21 protein-coding genes are annotated in these 19,562 nt (G+C 59.8%); 13 read left to right on the forward strand and 8 right to left on the reverse strand.

The window, feature by feature from the left end:
• Nucleotides 1–46 precede the first annotated feature (46 nt).
• Both yjfP and ACJ8HN_RS14030 read left to right on the forward strand, forming a co-directional pair.
• A complete protein-coding gene (gene yjfP, locus ACJ8HN_RS14025; RefSeq protein WP_442523593.1) occupies nt 47–799 on the forward strand; it encodes an esterase in 753 nt (250 codons plus the stop codon).
• Nucleotides 800–922: 123 nt separating this feature from the next.
• Nucleotides 923–1,285, forward strand: a complete 363-nt coding sequence (locus ACJ8HN_RS14030) for a hypothetical protein (RefSeq protein WP_033654896.1) — start codon at nt 923–925, stop codon at nt 1,283–1,285.
• Between the two features lie 96 nt (nt 1,286–1,381).
• Here the strand turns inward: ACJ8HN_RS14030 and ACJ8HN_RS14035 are convergent, their stop codons facing one another.
• Nucleotides 1,382–1,648: a DUF1471 domain-containing protein gene (locus ACJ8HN_RS14035; RefSeq protein ID WP_442523594.1), complete on the reverse strand. Its 267-nt coding sequence runs from the start codon at nt 1,646–1,648 to the stop codon at nt 1,382–1,384.
• A gap of 453 nt (nt 1,649–2,101) precedes the next feature.
• Between ACJ8HN_RS14035 and rpsF the strand changes: the two genes are divergently transcribed.
• The 5 genes from rpsF to ACJ8HN_RS14060 all read left to right on the forward strand — a co-directional run bounded on the left by rpsF (nt 2,102) and on the right by ACJ8HN_RS14060 (nt 4,015).
• The gene (gene rpsF / locus ACJ8HN_RS14040) at nt 2,102–2,500 is read left to right on the forward strand and encodes a 30S ribosomal protein S6 (RefSeq protein ID WP_004933634.1); all 399 of its coding nucleotides are present in this window, start codon (nt 2,102–2,104) and stop codon (nt 2,498–2,500) included.
• A gap of 8 nt (nt 2,501–2,508) precedes the next feature.
• Complete coding sequence (priB, locus tag ACJ8HN_RS14045) at nt 2,509–2,826, forward strand: primosomal replication protein N (RefSeq protein ID WP_004933632.1); 318 nt, start codon at nt 2,509–2,511, stop codon at nt 2,824–2,826.
• A 4-nt stretch (nt 2,827–2,830) separates the two neighbouring features.
• Nucleotides 2,831–3,058, forward strand: a complete 228-nt coding sequence (gene rpsR / locus ACJ8HN_RS14050) for a 30S ribosomal protein S18 (protein ID WP_000135199.1) — start codon at nt 2,831–2,833, stop codon at nt 3,056–3,058.
• Between the two features lie 39 nt (nt 3,059–3,097).
• Entirely contained in the window at nt 3,098–3,550 is a 453-nt protein-coding gene (gene rplI / locus ACJ8HN_RS14055) for a 50S ribosomal protein L9 (protein ID WP_004933629.1), read from the forward strand.
• 111 nt (nt 3,551–3,661) lie between these two features.
• Nucleotides 3,662–4,015, forward strand: a complete 354-nt coding sequence (locus tag ACJ8HN_RS14060) for a DUF488 domain-containing protein (protein WP_033648693.1) — start codon at nt 3,662–3,664, stop codon at nt 4,013–4,015.
• Between the two features lie 3 nt (nt 4,016–4,018).
• Here ACJ8HN_RS14060 and ACJ8HN_RS14065 read toward each other — a convergent pair whose 3' ends face one another.
• Nucleotides 4,019–4,690, reverse strand: a complete 672-nt coding sequence (locus ACJ8HN_RS14065) for an OapA family protein (protein WP_442523595.1) — start codon at nt 4,688–4,690, stop codon at nt 4,019–4,021.
• A gap of 267 nt (nt 4,691–4,957) precedes the next feature.
• On the opposite strand from ACJ8HN_RS14065, the gene fklB reads away from it, so the two are divergent.
• A complete protein-coding gene (fklB, locus tag ACJ8HN_RS14070; RefSeq protein ID WP_004933618.1) occupies nt 4,958–5,578 on the forward strand; it encodes an FKBP-type peptidyl-prolyl cis-trans isomerase in 621 nt (206 codons plus the stop codon).
• Between the two features lie 43 nt (nt 5,579–5,621).
• Here the strand turns inward: fklB and ytfE are convergent, their stop codons facing one another.
• Together ytfE and ACJ8HN_RS14080 are read right to left on the reverse strand one after the other, a co-directional pair.
• Nucleotides 5,622–6,287: an iron-sulfur cluster repair protein YtfE gene (gene ytfE / locus ACJ8HN_RS14075; RefSeq protein WP_033648691.1), complete on the reverse strand. Its 666-nt coding sequence runs from the start codon at nt 6,285–6,287 to the stop codon at nt 5,622–5,624.
• Between the two features lie 113 nt (nt 6,288–6,400).
• Complete coding sequence (locus ACJ8HN_RS14080; protein WP_039567830.1) at nt 6,401–8,353, reverse strand: bifunctional 2',3'-cyclic-nucleotide 2'-phosphodiesterase/3'-nucleotidase; 1,953 nt, start codon at nt 8,351–8,353, stop codon at nt 6,401–6,403.
• 255 nt (nt 8,354–8,608) lie between these two features.
• On the opposite strand from ACJ8HN_RS14080, the gene cysQ reads away from it, so the two are divergent.
• Nucleotides 8,609–9,349 (forward strand): 3'(2'),5'-bisphosphate nucleotidase CysQ, encoded by a 741-nt coding sequence (gene cysQ, locus ACJ8HN_RS14085; RefSeq protein WP_033654905.1) that lies wholly within the window; start codon nt 8,609–8,611, stop codon nt 9,347–9,349.
• A gap of 1 nt (nt 9,350) precedes the next feature.
• Here the strand turns inward: cysQ and ACJ8HN_RS14090 are convergent, their stop codons facing one another.
• Nucleotides 9,351–9,908 carry a YtfJ family protein gene (locus tag ACJ8HN_RS14090; RefSeq protein WP_033636799.1) on the reverse strand — a complete coding sequence of 186 codons (558 nt, stop codon included), beginning with the start codon at nt 9,906–9,908 and terminating at the stop codon, nt 9,351–9,353.
• A gap of 330 nt (nt 9,909–10,238) precedes the next feature.
• On the opposite strand from ACJ8HN_RS14090, the gene ACJ8HN_RS14095 reads away from it, so the two are divergent.
• Entirely contained in the window at nt 10,239–10,445 is a 207-nt protein-coding gene (locus ACJ8HN_RS14095; RefSeq protein WP_033636801.1) for a DUF1107 domain-containing protein, read from the forward strand.
• 73 nt (nt 10,446–10,518) lie between these two features.
• On the opposite strand, the gene ACJ8HN_RS14100 is transcribed toward ACJ8HN_RS14095, so the two are convergent.
• Both ACJ8HN_RS14100 and msrA read right to left on the reverse strand, forming a co-directional pair.
• Nucleotides 10,519–11,844, reverse strand: coding sequence for a hemolysin family protein (locus ACJ8HN_RS14100; protein ID WP_033636802.1), 1,326 nt, complete (start codon nt 11,842–11,844; stop codon nt 10,519–10,521).
• Nucleotides 11,845–12,024: 180 nt separating this feature from the next.
• Entirely contained in the window at nt 12,025–12,666 is a 642-nt protein-coding gene (msrA, locus tag ACJ8HN_RS14105) for a peptide-methionine (S)-S-oxide reductase MsrA (RefSeq protein WP_033648689.1), read from the reverse strand.
• A gap of 304 nt (nt 12,667–12,970) precedes the next feature.
• On the opposite strand from msrA, the gene tamA reads away from it, so the two are divergent.
• Genes tamA through ACJ8HN_RS14120 form a run of 3 tightly spaced genes read left to right on the forward strand, consistent with a single transcriptional unit; the run spans nt 12,971 to nt 18,854 of the window.
• The gene (tamA, locus tag ACJ8HN_RS14110; RefSeq protein ID WP_194243329.1) at nt 12,971–14,689 is read left to right on the forward strand and encodes an autotransporter assembly complex protein TamA; all 1,719 of its coding nucleotides are present in this window, start codon (nt 12,971–12,973) and stop codon (nt 14,687–14,689) included.
• Nucleotides 14,686–18,504, forward strand: coding sequence for an autotransporter assembly complex protein TamB (gene tamB, locus ACJ8HN_RS14115; RefSeq protein ID WP_060437349.1), 3,819 nt, complete (start codon nt 14,686–14,688; stop codon nt 18,502–18,504). The genes tamA and tamB overlap by 4 nt, the downstream gene beginning before the upstream one ends.
• A 2-nt stretch (nt 18,505–18,506) precedes the next feature.
• Entirely contained in the window at nt 18,507–18,854 is a 348-nt protein-coding gene (locus ACJ8HN_RS14120) for a gamma-glutamylcyclotransferase family protein (RefSeq protein WP_033648686.1), read from the forward strand.
• Nucleotides 18,855–18,907: 53 nt separating this feature from the next.
• Here the strand turns inward: ACJ8HN_RS14120 and ppa are convergent, their stop codons facing one another.
• The gene (gene ppa / locus ACJ8HN_RS14125; protein WP_004933594.1) at nt 18,908–19,438 is read right to left on the reverse strand and encodes an inorganic diphosphatase; all 531 of its coding nucleotides are present in this window, start codon (nt 19,436–19,438) and stop codon (nt 18,908–18,910) included.
• Nucleotides 19,439–19,562 lie beyond the last annotated feature (124 nt).

Raw genomic sequence — 19,562 nt, forward strand, 5'->3', positions numbered from 1 at the left:
CAAGTTTGTCATGATGAATGCCAACAGGTGAGTTGAGGATGAACGGATGATCGAAATTCATGACGAGCGGGCGGGCGATATTGCGGTGATCCATGCGGTGCCGGCGGGGCAGTATCATCGGCCGTTGCCGACGGTGTTCTTCTGCCATGGTTATACCTCGTCGAAAGAGGTGTACGCCTACTTCGCCTATGCGCTGGCGCGCGCCGGTTTTCGGGCGGTGCTGCCGGATGCCGATCGGCACGGCGAGCGGTTCGACGGCGATGAGACGCGGCGCCTGGCGGCGTTCTGGGAGATCCTGCGCAGCAATATCGACGAGCTGCCGCAGATCAAGGCACATTTTGAGCAGCTTGGCCTGATTGCCGACGGACGCATCGGCGTTGCCGGCGCCTCAATGGGCGGCATGACCGCGCTTGGCGCCTTCGCGCGCTTCCCGTGGATCCGGGCGGCCGCCAGTCTGATGGGCTCCGGCTATTACCGTTCGCTGGCGCAAACGCTGTATCCGCCGTTGGGCGCAGAGGGCGAGGCGCTCTCGCCGGCGGCGTTTGCGGCGCGCACCGCCGTGCTGGCGGAATATGAGCTGGAGGGGCGTTTGGAGACGATCGCCGGGCGGCCGCTGCTGCTGTGGCACGGCGAGACGGACGACGTGGTGCCGGCGGCGGACAGCCTGCGTTTGGCGGCTGAACTGCGCCGGCAAGGTGCGGGCAGCCGTCTGACGTCGCTCGTCGAACCGGGGGTGAAGCACCGCATCACGCCGCTGGCGCTGTCCGCCACGGCCGACTTCTTCCGCCGCGAGCTGTAGTACGCATCCTGGCGCGATGCCTGGAATTGCACCTCTCTGTGCCTGCTGTTTCGGCCATCGTTTGGCCGAATAAAGGGGAGAATGCCAGCGTGAATTCTTTCAGGGTAGCAAGGAGCAAAGGGCATGATAAAAAACATCGGCAGTGCGGACGGTTTAATGGGAACGATGAAAGCACGCGCCGAGCTTAACTCAGCGGCCTTCAGCGAGATGTTGGGGGCCGCCGACGGCAAGGCGCGGCAAAACAAGGCGAATCCGCTGTCGCGCATCACCGCGCAGACGATGCAAAACGTGACGGCGCTGTTCGCCTCCGCGGCGAAAGCGGCGCCCACTCACCCCGCGGCAGCCGGTGCGCTCTCGTTCGAACAGCGGGCGACGCTGGCGGAAAGCGCAGAGCTGCTGCAAACGCGAACGAACTATCTGCGGACGGCGCTGCAATTGCACAATCCGGGCAAGGCGTTCAGCATGCCGGCGCTGCTCAAGCTGTGATGAGGAAAGCGGAGCGCCCAACGAGCGGCGCTCCGGTGCGGACTGAACGGGCTTTCTGATGAAGCCCTGGGGATTTCCCTGGCGTGGCTTGTCTCTTTAGCGATACAGCTCGGCGCTGACGTGCATCGTGCTGTTGTCGCCCGGTTCGTGCAGGGCGATGATGCGATAAGAGGTCGCGCCGCGTTGATCGGCGATTTTACTGACCTGGCTGCTGGCGTCATCCGGCGAAACCACGTTCTGGTTCAGGGTGATGAAGCCGACGCTCTGGCGTTGATCGACCTGGTGCGACGTGATCTCCGTGGCGGCCATTACGTTGGCGGAGAACAGGGCGGCCAGCGCCGTTGCGAGAATGATGCGTTTCATAGTGCCTCTCTTACTTTTTGCCGTTACGGCCTGACAGCGAGTGTCGCTGCGGCAAAAAGTCATTTATCTGCATTGAATAACCTGGAATCTTTTTCGTCGCGCTGTCTGCGGCGGATATGGTTAATTTTAGTCCGTTGCGGCGGATTAAAAAGCGGGGTCTTTTGATGGCCTCTTTCAAAAAAAGTGAAATAGATTTGTGACTCAACGCTGATTTCATTGAAAGATTTTTGAAACCGATGGATCGGCGTACATAGGTTCTCCCACGAGCAAATCGTGCTATTTCCCATAACGCCTCGCATTAACGCGAATAAAACCCACGCAGTTCTTGAGTTTCCCGCCCTGCGTCAGTATGATTACGCGTCATTTTTCAGCCGCACACTAAACACGTTCCTTGCTTCCATGGGCCGCGGTTGACCCTGACAGGAGGCTGAATAATCCGTAAGGAGCAATTCGATGCGTCATTACGAAATCGTTTTTATGGTCCATCCTGACCAAAGCGAACAGGTTCCGGGCATGATCGAGCGTTACAGTGCTACCATCACTAACGCGCAAGGTCAGATTCACCGTCTGGAAGACTGGGGCCGCCGTCAGCTGGCTTATCCGATCAACAAACTGCACAAGGCTCACTACGTTCTGCTGAACGTTGAAGCGCCGCAGGAAGCGATCGATGAGCTGGAAACTAACTTCCGCTTCAACGACGCCGTTATCCGCAGCATGGTTATGCGCGTTAAGCACGCGGTAACTGAAGCATCTCCGATGGTTAAAGCGAAAGACGAACGTCGTGGCGATCGCCGCGAAGACTTCGCTAACGAAACCGCAGATGATGCAGATGCTGGGGATTCTGAAGAGTAATTGCCGCCGTGACGGCTAATCGTCTGGTTTTGTCGGGCACTGTGTGCAAGGCGCCGGTTCGAAAAGTGAGTCCTTCCGGGATACCGCACTGCCAATTTGTGCTAGAGCACCGTTCGCAGCAGACGGAAGCCGGATTCAGCAGACAAGCATGGTGCCGAATGCCCGTGGTTGTCAGCGGACAACAGTCACAAGCACTAACTCAAAGATTAACGGTCGGCAGTCAGATTACCGTGCAAGGCTTTGTAAGCTGCCATCAAGGGCGCAACGGGCTGAGCAAATTGGTTCTGCATGCCGAGCAGATTGAATTGATAGATTCTGGAGACTAGCCAAATGGCACGTTATTTCCGTCGTCGCAAGTTCTGCCGTTTCACCGCGGAAGGCGTTCAAGAGATTGACTATAAAGACATCGCTACGCTGAAAAACTACATCACCGAAAGTGGTAAAATTGTACCGAGCCGTATCACCGGTACTCGTGCAAAATATCAGCGCCAGCTGGCCCGTGCTATCAAGCGCGCGCGCTACCTGTCTTTGTTGCCGTACACTGATCGTCATCAGTAATCGGCCACTGTCCATTAACGACTTTGAGAGGATAAGGTAATGCAAGTTATTCTGCTTGATAAAGTAGCAAACCTGGGCAGCCTGGGTGATCAAGTTAACGTTAAAGCGGGCTACGCTCGTAACTTCCTGGTACCACAGGGCAAAGCTGTTCCTGCTACCAAGAAAAACGTTGAGTTCTTCGAAGCACGCCGTGCTGAACTGGAAGCCAAACTGGCTGACGTTCTGGCTGCTGCTGAAGCTCGCGCAACCAAGATCAACGAACTGGGTTCAGTCACCATCGCTTCCAAATCTGGCGACGAAGGTAAACTGTTCGGCTCTATCGGCACCCGCGACATCGCTGACGCAGTGACTGCGGCAGGCGTTGAAGTTGCCAAGAGCGAAGTTCGTCTGCCGAACGGCGTTCTGCGTACCACTGGCGAGCACGAAGTGCACTTCCAGGTACACAGCGACGTGTTCGCACAGCTGAATGTAGTTGTGGTTGCAGAAGCGTAATTTACGCTGCTGTTAACCCGGTTAAAACGCCAGCCTCGCGCTGGCGTTTTGCTTTTCTGCGCCCGGCAAAACGCGCTACGCTTGAAGACGGGATAAAAAGGAGAGCGTGCGATGGCAAAGATTACGCTACAGCGGGTTTACGATTTCAGCGCGCCGGCGCCGGAACACTGTTATCTGATAGACAGGCTATGGCCGCGCGGCATCAGCAAGGAGCGGCTGACGGGCGTGCAGTGGCTGAAACAGGTGGCGCCGGATGACGAACTGCGCAAGTGGTTCCATCAGCATACCGACCAGTGGGCGGTCTTCGAGGCGCGTTACCGCCAACAGCTGGCGGCCAACGACGCCTGGCGGCCGCTGGTGGCGCTGTTACGGCAGGGGCAAGCGCTGACGCTGCTGTATGGCAGCAAAGATACCGAGCACAACCAGGGCGTGGTGCTGCGCGAGTTTTTGCTGGCGCAGCTGTAGGGATTAGCGTTCCCGGCGGTAGCTGCCGTCGGCCTGGCGGCGGAACAGCGCCTGGCTGTTGTCCACCGTGGTCACCGACAGCGCGTTAATCATGCCGTTGGCGCCGCGTTCGATGCGCACTTCCTGGCCGGCTTTCATGTTGCTCAGCGGCTTGTCGCCGCCTTCCACCTGCGCCATGGCGAACACTTCATTCACCGGCAGATTGTTGTCGCGAAACAGCTGCGCCAGGGTCTGGCCGGGCTGAATTTGGTAACGCTGCCAGTTGCCCGCCGGCGTCGGTTCGTTGGCTGGAGTGGCGCCGCCGCCGCTTTGCCGCTCGGCCTGCAGCGGCACGCTGGTTTCCTGCTGGGATACCGGGAACGGCTGTCTTTCGGGCGAGTAGGGCCACAGCAGGGCCAGCAGCAGGATAGCGCCGAAAATCAGCACCCAGCGGCGGTGAAAGTAGGGCAGCGGCTCCATCCAATGGAAACCGTCCGGCAGATGCCAGACTTTGGCCAGCAGCGCTTTGACCTGCTGCATTTTGTCGTTGGCCGGCGGTGGCTCCGATGGCGGTTCCGCGCCTTCAGACGTGGGTGCGGCGCCCGATTTCAGGCGCTGGCTGACGTTCAGCCAGGTGCGCAGCAGCGGCTGGTAGATGCGGGTGGTTTTCCTTCTCCTGGGCGCGATTCTGCCCATGGTGACCTCTCTTCGACGGCGAAATAATGAGCGCGGCGCGGCAAGCGCGTCGCCTGCCCGATATCCTGCTTTCAGTATAGTCCGCTAACTGATTGAAGTGAAAGGCGGCTGAGCGGCAGGGCCGGGGTTTGCGGCTGCGGGCGTTAACAGAAGGTTATTGTTTCTTTTTCTACGACAAAAGTCATCATTCTCCACACAAGATTTTACCCGGCATTGACGCGCTGTTATGCTGCGCTTTCGACTTTTTACAGACTTAAGGAAAACCCCATGACAACCCCTTCTTTTGACAGCGTTGAAGCGCAAGCAAGTTACGGGATTGGTTTACAGGTCGGCCAGCAGCTGCAAGAGTCCGGGCTGGAAGGTTTGCAACCGGAAGCTTTGCTGGCGGGCCTGCGTGACGCGCTGGAAGGGAATGCCCCGGCGGTTCCGGTAGACGTGGTGCACCGTGCGCTGCGTGAAATCCACGAGCGTGCGGACGCGGTGCGCCGCGAGCGCCAGCAGGCGATGGCGGTTGAAGGCCAGAAATTCCTGGACGACAACGCCAAGCGCGACGACGTGACGCTGACCGAGTCCGGCCTGCAGTTCTCCGTGCTGGAGCAGGGCAACGGCCCGATCCCGTCCCGTCAGGACCGCGTGCGCGTGCACTACACCGGTCGTCTGATCAACGGCGACGTGTTCGACAGCTCGGTTGAGCGCGGTCAGCCGGCAGAATTCCCGGTCAGCGGCGTGATCCCAGGCTGGATCGAAGCGCTGACCCTGATGCCGGTCGGCTCCAAATGGCAGCTGTATATCCCGCATAACCTGGCCTACGGCGAGCGTGGTGCAGGCGCGTCCATCCCGCCGTTCAGCGCGCTGGTGTTCGACGTCGAGCTGCTGGAAATCCTGTAATCCCACCGAGGATTGCTCCGGGCGCCTTCGTGGCGCCCTTATTTTATGCGCCGCGCAGCGCGCGCGGGAACAGCAGATTGTTTTCCAGGCTGATGTGCTCCATCAGATCGCCGATAAACTCATCGATGCCGGTGTACAGCGCTCGCCAGGTGGTGCAGGCGCCCTCCGGCGGCGTCACGTTATCGGTGAGGAACTTCACCACTTCCAACTGCTCACCCGCCTCGTCATGTTCATGCTCCATCACCGAGATCGGTCCGGCGGCCTGCGGCCCCATGCCCTGTTTGATCAGCGGGAACAGGATCTGCTCCTCTTTCATCATGTGATTCTCCAGATCCAGACGGATCAGGTTCAGCTGCTTCGCCAACCCGCGCGGGCAGCTGGGTTTGTCGCCGTGCACGCGTTCGACTTTTTCCGCCATCAGCACCAGTTCGGCCAATTGCTCGCGGTGCCGCTGATGAAAGCGCGGCAGAATGTAATCGATCACTTCACCGAGCGGCGCTGTGCGCCAGTCCCGGCTTTGTTCCGGCGTGGCGGCGAGTGCGGCCAGCGCGTTCTCCAACTGGTCGATGTCCAGCCCTTTACGCTCGGCGGCGCGCGCCAGCGACTGCCGGCCGCCGCAGCAGAAATCCAGCTGATGCTGGCGAAACAGCCGGGATGCCCGGGGAATGGCGATGGCGAGCGCGCCAAGGGATTGGTTGCGGTAATCCATGGTAGTGCCTCTTTAAACGAAGGAATTTTATAACATGTATTTTAAATGCAATTTAAAGGGCGCGCCAGTGGGAAAATAGCGAAGCTGGCCGGGGGATGGCCCCGGCCGGGTGATTATTTCGCGCTTAAATCGATGCGATAGACCGTGAAGCCGATACGGTCATTGCCCTCGGCGGTCATCGGATATTGAGCGTGCTCCTTGATAAACGCCGTCGCTTTGTCCGACGGCGAAGTCTCGAAGCGGATATCCAGCGGCTGTTGGCTGCTGAAGGTCGCCAAACGCCAGTTGTTGTCCGCCTGCGGATGCACCGCGCCGCGCCGTTGGGTTTCGGCGCTGATGTAGGCCGCCAGCACCGAACGGTTCTCATCCGGCGAAGCGAAGGCGATGTGTTTGTCGCCGGTGCCGGCAAACTTGCCGCCGTAGGCGCGGTAGTTGTTGGTGGCGACCAGGAAGGTGGCGTTCGGATCGATCGGCTTGCCGTTGAAGGTCAGCTGCTTGATGCGCTCCGCCTTGTCGTTGATCAGCTGGCATTCGCCGTCGTAGCGTGCCGGCTGGCTGACGTCGATCTGGTAGTTGACGCCGTCGATCACGTCGAAGTTATAGGTGCGGAAGCCGTCCCAGTTGATCAAGCCCTGCGGCTTGGCGCTGTTGACGTCGATCTGGTTGAACTGGCCGGCGGAGCACTCCAGCCACTCTTTCACCTCTTTGCCGCTGGCCTTCACTACTACCAGGGTATTGGGGTAGAGATAGAGATCGGCGGCGTTGCGGAAGGTGAGCTGGCCCTTTTCCACTTCGACGAAGCTGGCCGGATCGTTCTTGCGGCCGCCGACCTTGAACGGCGCCGCCGCCGACAGCACCGGCAGATCGGCCAGATCCGGATCGCCCTGAATGTAATGTTCAACGTAGGCCTTCTGCGCATTGTTGACGATCTGCACCGTCGGATCGTCCTGCACCAGCGCCAGGTAGCTGTACATGTTGCCGTCGGATTTGCCGATCGGCTGGCTGACGAACTCGCGCGTGCCCTTGTGATCGTCCGCCAACACTTTCACCAGCGCGGCGTCTTCCGCCGCCAGCGATTTCTTGTTCTCTTTGTCGTAGATCGGCCGCGCTTCCGCTTTGGCGGCGGTCACTTTCCAGCTGCCGCCATCGTTGTTGAGCTGCAGGTCGACCACGCCGAGATGATCGCCCCATTGGCCCGGCATCACCGCCGGTACGCCGTTCAGCAGGCCTTTATCGATATCCGCGCCTTTGATGTTGGCGAAGTCCTTGCTCGGAAACACCGCATGGGCGTGGCCGAACATGATGGCGTCGATGCCCGGTACCTGGCTGAGGTAGTAGACCGAGTTTTCCGCCATCGCCTTGTAAGGCTCGCTGGACAGCCCGGAATGCGGGATCGCCACCACCAGATCGGCGCCCTGTTTACGCATTTCCGGCACGTAGCGCTTGGCGGTGGCGGTGATGTCGTCCACCGTCACTTTGCCCTGCAGGTTAGCTTTATCCCACACCAGGATCTGCGGCGGCACGAAGCCGATGTAGCCGATGCGCAGCGTATGCGCCTTGCCGTCGCGGTCCTTCACCGGCGTATCGACGATGATGTAGGGCGTGAACAGCGGTTTTTGCGTTTTGGCGTCGATGACGTTGGCGTTGATGTACGGGAATTTGGCGCCGGCGATGGCGTTCTTCAGGTAGTCCAGCCCGTAGTTGAATTCATGGTTGCCGATGTTGCCGACCACGTAGTCCAGCGTGTTCATCGCCTTATAGACCGGGTGCACGTCGCCCGGCTTCAACCCCTTGGCCGCCATGTAGTCGCCGAGCGGGCTGCCCTGAATGATGTCGCCATTGTCCACCAACACCGCGTTGGTAGCCTGTTGGCGCGCCTGCTGGATCAGGCTGGCGGTGCGCACCAGGCCGAACTTGTCGGTCGGCGTGTCCTTGTAGTAATCGAAGTCCATCATGTTGCTGTGCAGATCGGTGGTTTCCAGCACGCGCAGATCGACGGTGGCCGCCTGCGCCGAGGCGCACACCAGCAGCGCAAGCGCGGACAGCGTCAGGGGATGCTTCATCATTTGGGGGCTCTCCATTCCATTTATTCGAGTGTTATCGCAGAGGGAAATGTAATTAACATTGCTTGCCACAGTAAACTGTGAAGTGTGGCAGAAAACGGCGGCAGGTAACGCGGGGAAGTTCACAGTTGTGCCCAACAAGATCTGAGGAATTCCTGGGGGTTAGCCGGTTGAGATGGATATTCGGCGTAAAAAAAACTAGTCTGCTAGCAGAGACAGAGGGAAATTTCCCACGGAGATGCAGAGTTGAGGTGCATGATGTTAGAGCGAATTTGCCAACTGTCCCGCGAGGCGGGGGCGGCGATCATGGCGGTGTACGACGGTGAACAACCGCTTGATGTCGCACAGAAAAAAGATGATTCACCGGTGACGGCGGCCGATCTGGCGGCGCATCACATCATCAAGCGCGGCCTGGCGGCGCTGACACCGGAGGTGCCGCTGCTGTCGGAAGAAGATCCGCCGGCGTGGGAAGAGCGCCGCAGCTGGACGCGTTACTGGCTGGTCGATCCGCTGGACGGCACCAAAGAGTTCTTGCACCGCAACGGTGAGTTCACGGTCAATATCGCTCTGATTGAAGAGGGGCAGGCGGTGATGGGCGTAGTGTACGCGCCGGCGATAGACGTATTGTATCTGGCGGAGCGCGGCAAGGCCTGGAAAGAAGAGAAGGGCGTGCGGCAGGCGATCGGCGTCAGCAACGCGCATCCGCCGCTGGTGGTGGTGAGCCGCTCGCATATCGACGACGAGCTGAAAGATTATCTGCAGCAGCTGGGCGAGCACCAGACCGTGTCCGTCGGCTCCTCGCTGAAGTTCTGCCTGGTGGCGGAAGGCAAGGCGCAGCTCTATCCGCGCTTCGGGCCGACCAACATTTGGGATACCGCCGCAGGGCATGCGGTGGCGGTGGCCGCCGGGGCGCAAATTCACGATTGGCAGGGCAGGCCGTTGCTCTATACCCCGCGTGAATCCTTCCTCAACCCCGGCTTCCGGGTGTCGCTGTTCTGAGTTAGTTCGCCAACAGCTGGTGCAGCTTGGACATCACCTGCTGCACCTCTTCCGGCGTCAGCGCGCCGTCTTTGGCAAACTGAATGCGCCCTTGCTTATCCAGCACCACGATGGCGGAGCCTTTCGGCTGCAGATCCCAGGCCTTGCGCACGTTACCGTCGCTGTCGACGATAAACTGCGACCACGGGAACTCCTTCTTGCTGTCTTCAATGCTGCTGCGCACGAACATCGCGGTGCCCATCAGGGCATCGTCGGTGTTGACGATTGTCGTCGTTTGGTAACGATCGTGTGGTAGCTTCGCCTTCTTGATCGCTTCAATCAGTGGGTCGTTCATGTCTTTGGCGGAGCTGCGGCCGGCAATATGTTGTATCACTCGCACTTTTCCACTGAGCTGCGCGCTGTTCCAGTTCTGGTAGCTAAAATTACCTTCAGCGTAATTGAGCTCTCCTTTGTCGCTGACGCCGACCGGCGCCACGCGCTGCTGGAGCTGGAAGTTGTGCGCGGAAGCGAAAAGCGGGGCGAGCAGCAGGGATACCATCAGCATGCGACTTGTTTTCATGCTTTCTCCTTGTAATGGGGGGAATTTGTGCGACAGCACTTCGACAGCCTAAAGCATAGGATGTGATAAGAGGTCTGTCCTGTTAACCGGATCGCAGATTTTCCCTTGGTTCGCTAATCATCAGATTTTGAAGGGATATCCTGAAAACGTTATAAATTATCATATACAATTCTGTCAAAAAGTGTAAATCCAGTGCAGATCACCGGGCAGAAGTGAACGATCTGGTCTTTACTGGGTCTACTACATGCAATCAAGTTGCGTTCTGAATTTCGAGGCTGCCACCTTTGGCGGCTCGCTGAGCGCATGGATCAACGGGAGGAGCGTAAAAGAATGAGAATCTTCCAGCGTTATAACCCTTTGAAAGTGGCGAAGTACGTTAAGACCCTGTTTCGCGGAAGGCTGTATATCAAGGACGTGGGCGCATTTGAATTCGACGAGGGGAAAATCCTGCCGCCGAAGATTCGCGACAAGCGCCATTTCAGCGTGATGTCTGAAGTGAACCGTCAGGTGCTGCTGCTGCAGGCCGAGATGGGGTGAACACCTCGCTGACAGCGGTAAAAAAATGCGGCCCCGATGGGGCCGCTGATGTTTTTGTCTTATCGCCGTCAAGCTACGGGGTGTCTTCCGGCGCTTTCGGCAGCACCGCCGCCGGTTTGTCGCTCAGCCGGGTGACCAGCAGCTGGTCTATCTTGTAGCTGTCGATATCCACCACTTCGAACTTGTAGCCGGCGTATTTGACGAAGTCGGTGCGTTTCGGGATCTTGCGCAGCATATACATCATAAAGCCGCCGATGGTCTCGTAGTTGCCCGCCTGCGGGAACTCGTCGATATCCAGCACGCGCATCACGTCGTCGATCGGCGTGCCGCCCTCAATCAGCCATGAGCTTTCGTCGCGCGCCACGATCTGCTCTTCCTGGCCCTGGCCGACCAGATCGCCCATCAGCGTGGTCATCACGTCGTTGAGGGTGATGATGCCCACCACCAACGCATATTCATTGAGGATCACCGCGAAGTCTTCGCCGGCGGTCTTGAAGCTTTCCAGCGCTTCGGACAGCGTCAGCGTATCCGGCACGATCAGCGCCGAGCGGATCTGCACGCCGCTGCTCAGCACCAGGCTCTGGTTGCCCAGCACGCGGTTCAGCAGGTCTTTGGAGTCGACGTAGCCGACCACCTGATCGATATGGCCGTCGCACACCAGGAACTTGGAGTGCGGATGGGTCGAGACCTTCTCCTTGATGCTCTCTTCGCTTTCGCGCAGGTCGAAGTACACCACGCTTTCGCGCGAGGTCATCGAAGACGGCACGGTGCGCGATTCCAGTTCGAACACGTTTTCAATCAGCTCATGTTCCTGCTTGCGCAGCACGCCCGCCAGGGCGCCGGCTTCCACCACCGCGTAGATGTCGTCGGAGGTGATGTCGTCCTTGCGCACCATCGGCAGCTTGAACATACGGAAGATCAGGTTGGCCATGCCGTTGAAGAACCACACCAGCGGGCGGAAGATCATGATGGAGAAACGCATCGGGTTGATGATCCGGACGGCGACCGTCTCTGGTGCAATCATACCGATGCGCTTCGGGGTCAAATCGGCGAACAGGATAAACAGGCTGGTCACCAGCACGAAGGAGCAGATGAAGCTGACCTGTTCCGCCAGTTCGGGCGACAGGAAACGATCGAACAACACCTTGAAGGTGGGAGAGAAAGCCGCGTCGCCGACGATACCGCCGAGGATGGCCACGGCGTTCAGGCCGATCTGCACCACGGTGAAGAAGATGCCTGGGGTTTCTTGCAGTTTAAGCACTCTGGCGGCGTTGACGTTGCCTTCGTCCGCCATCAGCTTCAGTTTGATCTTGCGCGAGGCGGCCAGAGAGATTTCCGACAGTGAGAAGAACGCACTCACCGCGATCAGAAAAAGAATCAGTAAAATACTGTTTAACATAATCTATCCATACGTGCCGACGGGATGCCGGCGCTCTTGAGGAAGGGTAGTACATAGTAAAAAAAGCAGCGATAACAACCAGAAGGGAAGCTATCGGGCCGCAGAAGCGGCCCGCACAGTATAGCAGTTGCCCCACAGGGGCCGCCAGCGGTTAAAAAAGTGCCGCCGGCCGGCATCGGATCAGCCCTGCGGCGGCAGGCAAACGCCGATGCCGCCCAGCCCGCAGTAGCCTTCCGGATTCTTGAACAGGTACTGCTGATGATCGTCTTCCGCGTAATAGAACGGCAGCGCCGGCGCGATCTCGGTAGTGATGACGCGCTTGTCGCCCGCCGCCTCCATCGCCTGCTGGAAGCGCTGCAGGCTGCTTTCCGCCTCGGCCTGCTGCTCCGGGCTCAGCGTATAAATCGCCGAGCGGTACTGGGTGCCGACGTCGCCGCCTTGGCGCATGCCCTGCGCCGGATCGTGATTTTCCCAGAACACCTGCAGCAGCTGTTTGTAGCTGACGACCTGCGGATCGAACACCACGCGCACCACTTCGGCGTGGCCGGTCTGGCCGCTGCACACTTCGCGGTAGGTCGGGTTCGGCGTGTAGCCGCCGCTGTAGCCGGCGGCGGTGCTGTAGACGCCCGGCTGCTGCCAGAACAGGCGCTCAACGCCCCAGAAACAGCCCATGGCGAAGATTGCCACCTCCATGCCTGCCGGCACCTGGGTCATCGAGTGTTCGGTGACCACGTTGAGCGTTGCGACAGGCATTGGCGTGGTGCGGCCAGGCAGCGCGCTTGCCTTATCGACGGTTTGTGATTTATCAAAAAATGGCACCACGGTTGACTCCTGTTGTCACAGTAAGAATTGACCCTACATGGGGGCGGTTCGGTTGTATCTCACCGCGTCTTTGCCCACAATAAGTGGCAAGTTGAGTTTATGTATAAGCTTAACGCAGTATTTTGAGCGCCAAAAGTGAAGAATTCGCCTGTTGCGCGGTGGTGGCAAGCGCGGCGGGCGGCGTCCGGAACAAGGTTGAAGAGGGCTGCCGTCATGATAGCGCGGAGTCTGCCCTGGCCCCGGAGCGAACACCATAACAGGAAAGTAAAATCAATAAGGAGAACACGTGCCAAAGTACCCGGTCATGTGCTTGATATCTGTGTTGCTTGCGGCACCTGCGGCCTATGCGGCCAACGTGCGCTTGCAGGTGGAGGGGTTAAGCGGAGAGTTGGAAAAAAACGTCCGGGTGCGGCTGTCGTCGATCACGCCTGAAGAGGTCGGCACCGACGGGCGCTTCCGCGCGCGGGTGGATGAGGCGGTGCGCCAGGGGCTGCGCGCGCTCGGCTATTACCAGCCGACCATCGAGTTTACGCTGGACGATCGGCCGGGGATGTCGCGCCCGGTGCTGCACGCCAAGGTCAATCCGGGCGAACCGGTGCGTATCGCCGGCGCCAACATCGTGCTGGAAGGCGGCGCGAAGACCGATGAGGACTATCTGGCGCTGGTGAAGAAGGGGCGGCCGACCATCGGCGAGATCCTCAACCACGGCAAGTATGACAGTTTCAAAGGCTCGCTCACCGGCCTGGCGCTGCGCAAAGGCTACTTCGACGCCGACATGACCAAAAGCCAACTCGGCGTGGCCGAAGATCTGCACAAGGCGTTTTGGGATATCGATTTCAACAGCGGCGAACGTTACCGCTTCGGCAAGGTGAAATTCACCGGTTCGCAAATCCGCGAAGACTATCTGCAAAATCTGGTGCCCTTTCATCAGGGGGATTACTACAGTTCGGAGGATTTGGCTGAGCTGAACCGCCGTTTGTCCGCCACCAACTGGTTCAACTCGGTGGTGGTATCCCCTGATTTCAACGATGCCAAAGAGAACAAGATTTTGCCGTTGGACGCGCTGGTGACGCCGCGCACGCGCAACACCGTCGAAACCGGTATCGGCTACTCCACCGACGTCGGCCCGCGGGTGAAAGGCACCTGGAAAAAGCCCTGGCTCAACGATCGCGGGCATAGTCTGGAAACCAGCGCCAGCGTATCGGCGCCGGAGCAGCAGCTGGATCTGACCTACAAGATCCCGTTGCTGAAGAACCCGCTGGAGCAGTATTACCTGCTGCAGGGCGGCCTCAAGAACGTCGATCTTAACGACACCAAGTCCGTCACCTCCAAAGTGGTGGCCTCGCGCAACTGGGATCTTTCCAGCGGCTGGCAGCGGGCGATCAACCTGACCTGGCGCTGGGATAACTTTACCCAGGGTAACGTCAGCAACACCACCATGCTGCTGTATCCTGGCGTCAGCTTCAGCCGCACCCGTTCGCGCGGCGGTCTGATGCCGACCTGGGGCGACAGCCAGCGCTACTCTATCGACGTGTCCGACACCTCCTGGGGCTCCGGCGTGGACTTTGCGCTGATGCAGGCGCAGAACGTCTGGATCCGCACCCTGGCCGACAAGCATCGTTTTGTGGCGCGCGGGCAGGTGGGCTGGATAGAAACCAACGACTTCGACAAGGTGCCGCCGGATCTGCGCTTCTTCGCCGGCGGTGACCGCAGCATTCGCGGCTACAAGTACAAAGACATCTCGCCGCGCGGTGACGACGGCAAGCTGACCGGCGCCTCCAAGATGCTGACCGGCTCGCTGGAGTACCAATACAACGTGACCGGCAAATGGTGGGGGGCGATGTTCGTCGACTCCGGTGAAGCGGTGAACGATATCAAGAAGAGCAACTTCAAGACCGGCGCCGGCGTAGGCGTGCGCTGGCAGTCGCCGGTGGGGCCGGTGAAGCTGGATATCGCCGCGCCTGTGGGAGACAAGGACACCCACGGGATGCAGTTCTACATCGGTTTGGGGCCTGAACTATGAGCCTGGTTAAAAAGATTTGTCTCGGATTTCTGGTCGTTCTGCTGTTGCTGATCGGCGGCCTGGCCTTCCTGATAGGCACCACCACCGGTTTGCATATGGTCATCAACGGCGCGGCGCGCTGGGTGCCGGGGCTGGAGATCGCCAGCGTCAGCGGCGGCTGGCGCGATCTGACGCTGAAGGGCGTGAAGTATCAGATGCCGGGCGTGACGGTCAACGCCGGGCAGTTCCATCTGTCGCTCGATCTCTCCTGCTTTAAGCGCAGCTCGCTGTGCGTCAACGCCTTGACCGCCCAGGATGTGGACGTGGCGGTGAACACCAAAGAGATGGCGCCTTCCGCGCCGGTGGAGGAGAGCAGTGAGCCGACCACCAATCTCAGCACGCCTTACCCGATCACGCTGCGCCTGTTGGCGTTGAACAACGTCAAGGTCACCGTCGACGACACCGCCATCTCGCTGGCCGAGTTCCGCACCGGCGCGCAGTGGCAAGAGCGCGCGCTGACGCTGATGCCGACCAAGATCGGCTCGCTGCTGATCGCCTTGCCGAAAACCCCGCAAAACCCGCTGCCGGAAGCGGTGCAGCCGGCGGTCGAGGTGGCGAAAAAGGTCGGCGAGCAGGTTACCGACGCGGCGAAGCCGGCACCTCAGCCGGAAGAGAAGCCGCTGGGCGAAACGCTGAAGGAACTGTTCGCCAAACCGCTGTTGCCGGATCTGCCGGACATCCGCCTGCCGCTGGATATCACCGTCAAAGAGATCAGTGGCGAACAGCTGCGCTTGACCGGCGATACCGACGTGCTGATCACGAGCCTGTTGCTGCAGGCCAGCACGCAGGATCAACATATCCAGCTGGACAACTTCGACGTGAAGTCGCCGCAGGGCACGCTGTCGCTGCAAGGGCAGGCGACACTGACCGGCGACTGGCCGGTGTCCCTGACCGCCAACAGCGCGCTGAACATCGAACCGCTGAAGGGCGAGAAGGTGAAGCTGAACGTCGGCGGCGGGCTGCGTGACGAGCTGAAGGTGGCGCTGAACCTGTCCGGCCCGGTCGGCGCCCAGCTCGATGTGCAAACCCGGCTGGCCGAAGCCGGCCTGCCGCTGGCGCTGACGTTGCAGAGCAAGCAGCTGAAATGGCCGCTGAGCGGCGAGGCGCAGTATCAGGTCAACGATTTCCGCCTGCGCTTTAACGGCAAGGCGACCGACTACGCGCTGTCGACGCGTGCCAATCTGAAAGGCCAGGACTTGCCGCCGGCGGTGCTGACGCTGGACGGCAAAGGCAACGTCGAGCAGTTCAAGCTGGAGCGCCTGCGCCTGGCGGCGCTGCAGGGCAATACCGATCTCACCGCGCTGGTGGACTGGAGCAAGGCCATCAGCTGGAACTCGCAATTGACGCTGAGCGGCATCAATACCGCCAAGCAGTGGCCGGAATGGCCGGCGAAACTCGACGGCAAGATCACCACGCGCGGCAGCCTGCACGGCGGCAGCTGGCAACTGCAGGTGCCGGTGCTGCAGCTGGACGGCAACGTGAAGCAGAACAAGGTCACGGCGCGCGGTACGCTGAGCGGCAACGCCGCCGGGCAGTGGAAAATCCCCGGCATCGATCTGGCGTTGGGGCGTAACCAACTGAACGTCAAAGGGCAGCTGGACGAGAAGAGCTGGAACCTGGACGCCAACATCGACGCGCCGCGTCTGGACGGCGCGCTGCCGGGCCTGGGCGGCACCGCCAAAGGGCTGCTGAAACTGCGCGGCAATCTGCAGGCGCCGCAGCTGCTGGCGGATTTGACCGCTTCCGGCCTGCAGTGGCAGGCGCTGCGCATCAACCGCGTGAAAATAGACGGCGACGTGCGCTCCACGGATCAGATTCAGGGGCAACTGGCGGTACGCGTCGAGCAGCTGAAGCAGGATGCGCTGGAGGTCAGCCTGTTGACCCTCGACGCCAAGGGCAGCGAGAAGCAGCACCAACTGCAGCTGAAGATCGACGGCAAACCGGTCTCCGGCCAACTGGCGCTGCAGGGCAGCTTCGATCGCCAGCAGCAGCGCTGGCGCGGCAATCTGAACAACACTCGCTTCGATACGCCGGTAGGGGAATGGCGCCTGACGCGCGCCATCGCGCTGGACTACCTGAACACCGAGCAGAAAATCAGCGTCGGGCCGCACTGTTGGCAGAACCCGAACGCCGAGCTGTGCGTGCCTAAGACCATTGAAGCCGGCCAGAGCGGCCAGGCCAGCGTGGTGCTCAACCGGTTCGATCTGGCGATGATCAAGCCGTTCCTCGGCCCGGAAACCGCCCTGAGCGGGGTGTTCACCGGCCGGGCCGACGTCAGCTGGAAACCGGGCGGCGCGCTGCCGGAGGCGAAAGTCACGCTGGCCGGCAACGGCGTCAAAGTGGTGCAGCAGGTGCAGGGCAACGCGCTGCCGATCGCCTTCGACACGCTGACCCTCAACGCCGGCCTGAACAACGGTCGCGCGCTGGCCGACTGGCGGATCAAGCTGACCAACAACGGCCAGTTCGACGGCAATATCCAGGTGGCGGATCCGCAGGTGCGGCGCACCATCAGCGGCAACGTCAATATCACCAACATCTCACTGGCGCTGATCAACCCGGCGCTGATGAAGGGCGAAAGCGCGGCGGGCATGCTGAACGCCAACCTGCGCCTGGGCGGCAGCGCGCAGAAGCCGCTGGTGTTCGGGCGCCTGGCGTTGGATCGGGCGAAGGTGCAGGGGCACTGGATGCCGTTCGATATGACCGACGCGCGGCTGGCGGTGAATTTCAACGGCATGACCTCGACGCTGGAAGGGCTGCTCAGCACCACGCGCGGCCAGCTGAATCTGGCGGGCGACGCCGACTGGCGTGACATCAACGCCTGGCGTGCGCGCATTGCCGCCAAGGGCGATAAGCTGCGGGTGACGGTGCCGCCGATGATCCGCATCGACGTGTCGCCGGATCTGGTGTTCGAAGCCACGCCGCAGCTGTTCTCGCTCAACGGCAAGGTCGACATTCCCTGGGCGCGCATCACGGTGCAGGAGCTGCCGGAAAGCGCGGTGGGCGTCTCTTCCGACGAGGTGATGCTGGACGACCAACTGAAGCCGATTCAACCGAAGACCGCCTCGATCCCGATCAACAGCAATCTGATGATCCACGTCGGCAATGACGTGCGGCTGGACGCTTTTGGTCTCAAGGCCCGTCTGAAGGGCGACCTGAAGGTGGTGCAGGACAAGAAAGGGCTGGGCCTCAACGGCCAGATTGACATCCCTTCCGGCCGCTTCCATGCTTATGGTCAGGATTTGATCGTGCGTAAAGGGCAACTGATGTTCTCCGGCCCGCCGGATCAGCCGCTGCTGAATATCGAGGCGATCCGCAACCCGGAATCCACCGAGGACGATGTGACCGCCGGCGTGCGCGTGACCGGCCTGGCGGATGCGCCGAAGCTGGAAGTGTTCTCCGATCCGGCCAAATCGCAACAGGAAGCCCTGTCTTATCTGCTGCGCGGCCAGGGCTTGAGCAGCTCCGGCGCCGACGGTAACGCCATGACCTCGATGTTAATCGGCATGGGGGTTGCACAAAGTGGTCAACTTGTGGGTAAAATCGGCGAGGCATTCGGCGTAAGTAATTTGGCTCTGGACACTCAGGGGGTTGGCGACAGTTCCCAGGTTGTCGTGAGCGGCTATGTTCTCCCAGGCTTACAAGTAAAATATGGGGTGGGCATCTTCGACTCCTTGGCCACGCTGACGTTGCGTTATCGCCTGATGCCTAAGTTGTATCTTGAAGCGGTGTCTGGTCTCGACCAGGCATTAGATTTGCTCTATCAGTTTGAGTTTTAGCGATGCGAATAATTGTCTACGGCAGTTTACGGCGCAAACAGGGAAACAGCCATTGGATGACCAACGCTCAATGGCTCGGCGAGCACGAGCTCGAAGGCTATCAGATTTATAATCTGGGCCATTACCCGGCGGCGATCCCTGGAGAGGGCACGATACATTGCGAAGTGTATCGTATTAACTCATCGATTCTGGCAGAGCTGGACGAACTGAAAAGCAACACCAAGGACTATAAGCGCGAGCTGATTCAGACGCCTTATGGGAGTGCGTGGATCTACCTGTACAAACACAGCGTGGACGGTTACCCGCGAATTACCAGCGGCGACTGGCTGAAGCGTCTCGACGAACAGTAAGAAAAAAAACACCGCTCAATGAGCGGTGTTTTTTCATCGGACGGCGGCGAGAATTACTTCTTGGCAGCGCGTTCGAAGGAGGCGATGATTTCCGCTTTAGCTGCGGCAGCGTCTGCCCAGCCTTCCACTTTCACCCATTTGCCTTTTTCCAGATCTTTGTAGTGCTCGAAGAAGTGAGCGATCTGGGCTTTCAGCAGTTCTGGCAGGTCGTTCACGTCTTTCACGTGATCGTACTCTTTGGTCAGCTTGCTGTGCGGTACCGCAACCAGCTTGGCGTCTTCACCGGCTTCGTCGGTCATCTTCAGCACGCCAACCGGACGGCAGCGGATCACGGAGCCCGGCTGCAGCGGGTATGGGGTTGGGACCAGCACGTCAACCGGATCACCGTCCAGAGACAGGGTGTGGTTGATGTAGCCGTAGTTGCACGGGTAGAACATCGCGGTGGACATGAAACGGTCAACGAACAGCGCGCCGGTTTCTTTGTCGATTTCGTATTTGATTGGATCGGCGTTGGCCGGGATTTCGATTACTACGTAGATATCTTCCGGCAGGTCTTTGCCAGCAGGGACCAGATTCAAGCTCATGTCGGTTTCCTTTAATCATCAAACCAGAAATGGAGTGGCGGCTATTATAGCGGACTCTTTTGCGATTTCCTGCCCTTTTCATCGTCGAAAACCCAGTGCGCTGGCGCACGGAGAATTTCCAGAT

It is taken from the genome of Serratia sp. CY29653, assembly GCF_052169255.1.
In the GTDB taxonomy this organism is placed as follows: Bacteria; Pseudomonadota; Gammaproteobacteria; order Enterobacterales; family Enterobacteriaceae; genus Serratia; species Serratia sarumanii.

Coding starts and splice junctions, on each gene's coding strand:
- ACJ8HN_RS14030 (WP_033654896.1), top strand. CDS start 923: ATGATAAAAAACATCGGCAGTGCGGACGGTTTAATGGGAACGATGAAA.
- ACJ8HN_RS14100 (WP_033636802.1), bottom strand. CDS start 11,844: ATGTTAAACAGTATTTTACTGATTCTTTTTCTGATCGCGGTGAGTGCG.
- ACJ8HN_RS14060 (WP_033648693.1), top strand. CDS start 3,662: ATGGCAAAGATTACGCTACAGCGGGTTTACGATTTCAGCGCGCCGGCG.
- ACJ8HN_RS14090 (WP_033636799.1), bottom strand. CDS start 9,908: ATGAAAACAAGTCGCATGCTGATGGTATCCCTGCTGCTCGCCCCGCTT.
- tamB (WP_060437349.1), top strand. CDS start 14,686: ATGAGCCTGGTTAAAAAGATTTGTCTCGGATTTCTGGTCGTTCTGCTG.
- tamA (WP_194243329.1), top strand. CDS start 12,971: ATGTGCTTGATATCTGTGTTGCTTGCGGCACCTGCGGCCTATGCGGCC.
- fklB (WP_004933618.1), top strand. CDS start 4,958: ATGACAACCCCTTCTTTTGACAGCGTTGAAGCGCAAGCAAGTTACGGG.
- rplI (WP_004933629.1), top strand. CDS start 3,098: ATGCAAGTTATTCTGCTTGATAAAGTAGCAAACCTGGGCAGCCTGGGT.
- ACJ8HN_RS14095 (WP_033636801.1), top strand. CDS start 10,239: ATGAGAATCTTCCAGCGTTATAACCCTTTGAAAGTGGCGAAGTACGTT.
- yjfP (WP_442523593.1), top strand. CDS start 47: ATGATCGAAATTCATGACGAGCGGGCGGGCGATATTGCGGTGATCCAT.
- ACJ8HN_RS14080 (WP_039567830.1), bottom strand. CDS start 8,353: ATGATGAAGCATCCCCTGACGCTGTCCGCGCTTGCGCTGCTGGTGTGC.
- ytfE (WP_033648691.1), bottom strand. CDS start 6,287: ATGGATTACCGCAACCAATCCCTTGGCGCGCTCGCCATCGCCATTCCC.
- ppa (WP_004933594.1), bottom strand. CDS start 19,438: ATGAGCTTGAATCTGGTCCCTGCTGGCAAAGACCTGCCGGAAGATATC.
- rpsF (WP_004933634.1), top strand. CDS start 2,102: ATGCGTCATTACGAAATCGTTTTTATGGTCCATCCTGACCAAAGCGAA.
- ACJ8HN_RS14120 (WP_033648686.1), top strand. CDS start 18,507: ATGCGAATAATTGTCTACGGCAGTTTACGGCGCAAACAGGGAAACAGC.
- rpsR (WP_000135199.1), top strand. CDS start 2,831: ATGGCACGTTATTTCCGTCGTCGCAAGTTCTGCCGTTTCACCGCGGAA.
- cysQ (WP_033654905.1), top strand. CDS start 8,609: ATGTTAGAGCGAATTTGCCAACTGTCCCGCGAGGCGGGGGCGGCGATC.
- ACJ8HN_RS14065 (WP_442523595.1), bottom strand. CDS start 4,690: ATGGGCAGAATCGCGCCCAGGAGAAGGAAAACCACCCGCATCTACCAG.
- ACJ8HN_RS14035 (WP_442523594.1), bottom strand. CDS start 1,648: ATGAAACGCATCATTCTCGCAACGGCGCTGGCCGCCCTGTTCTCCGCC.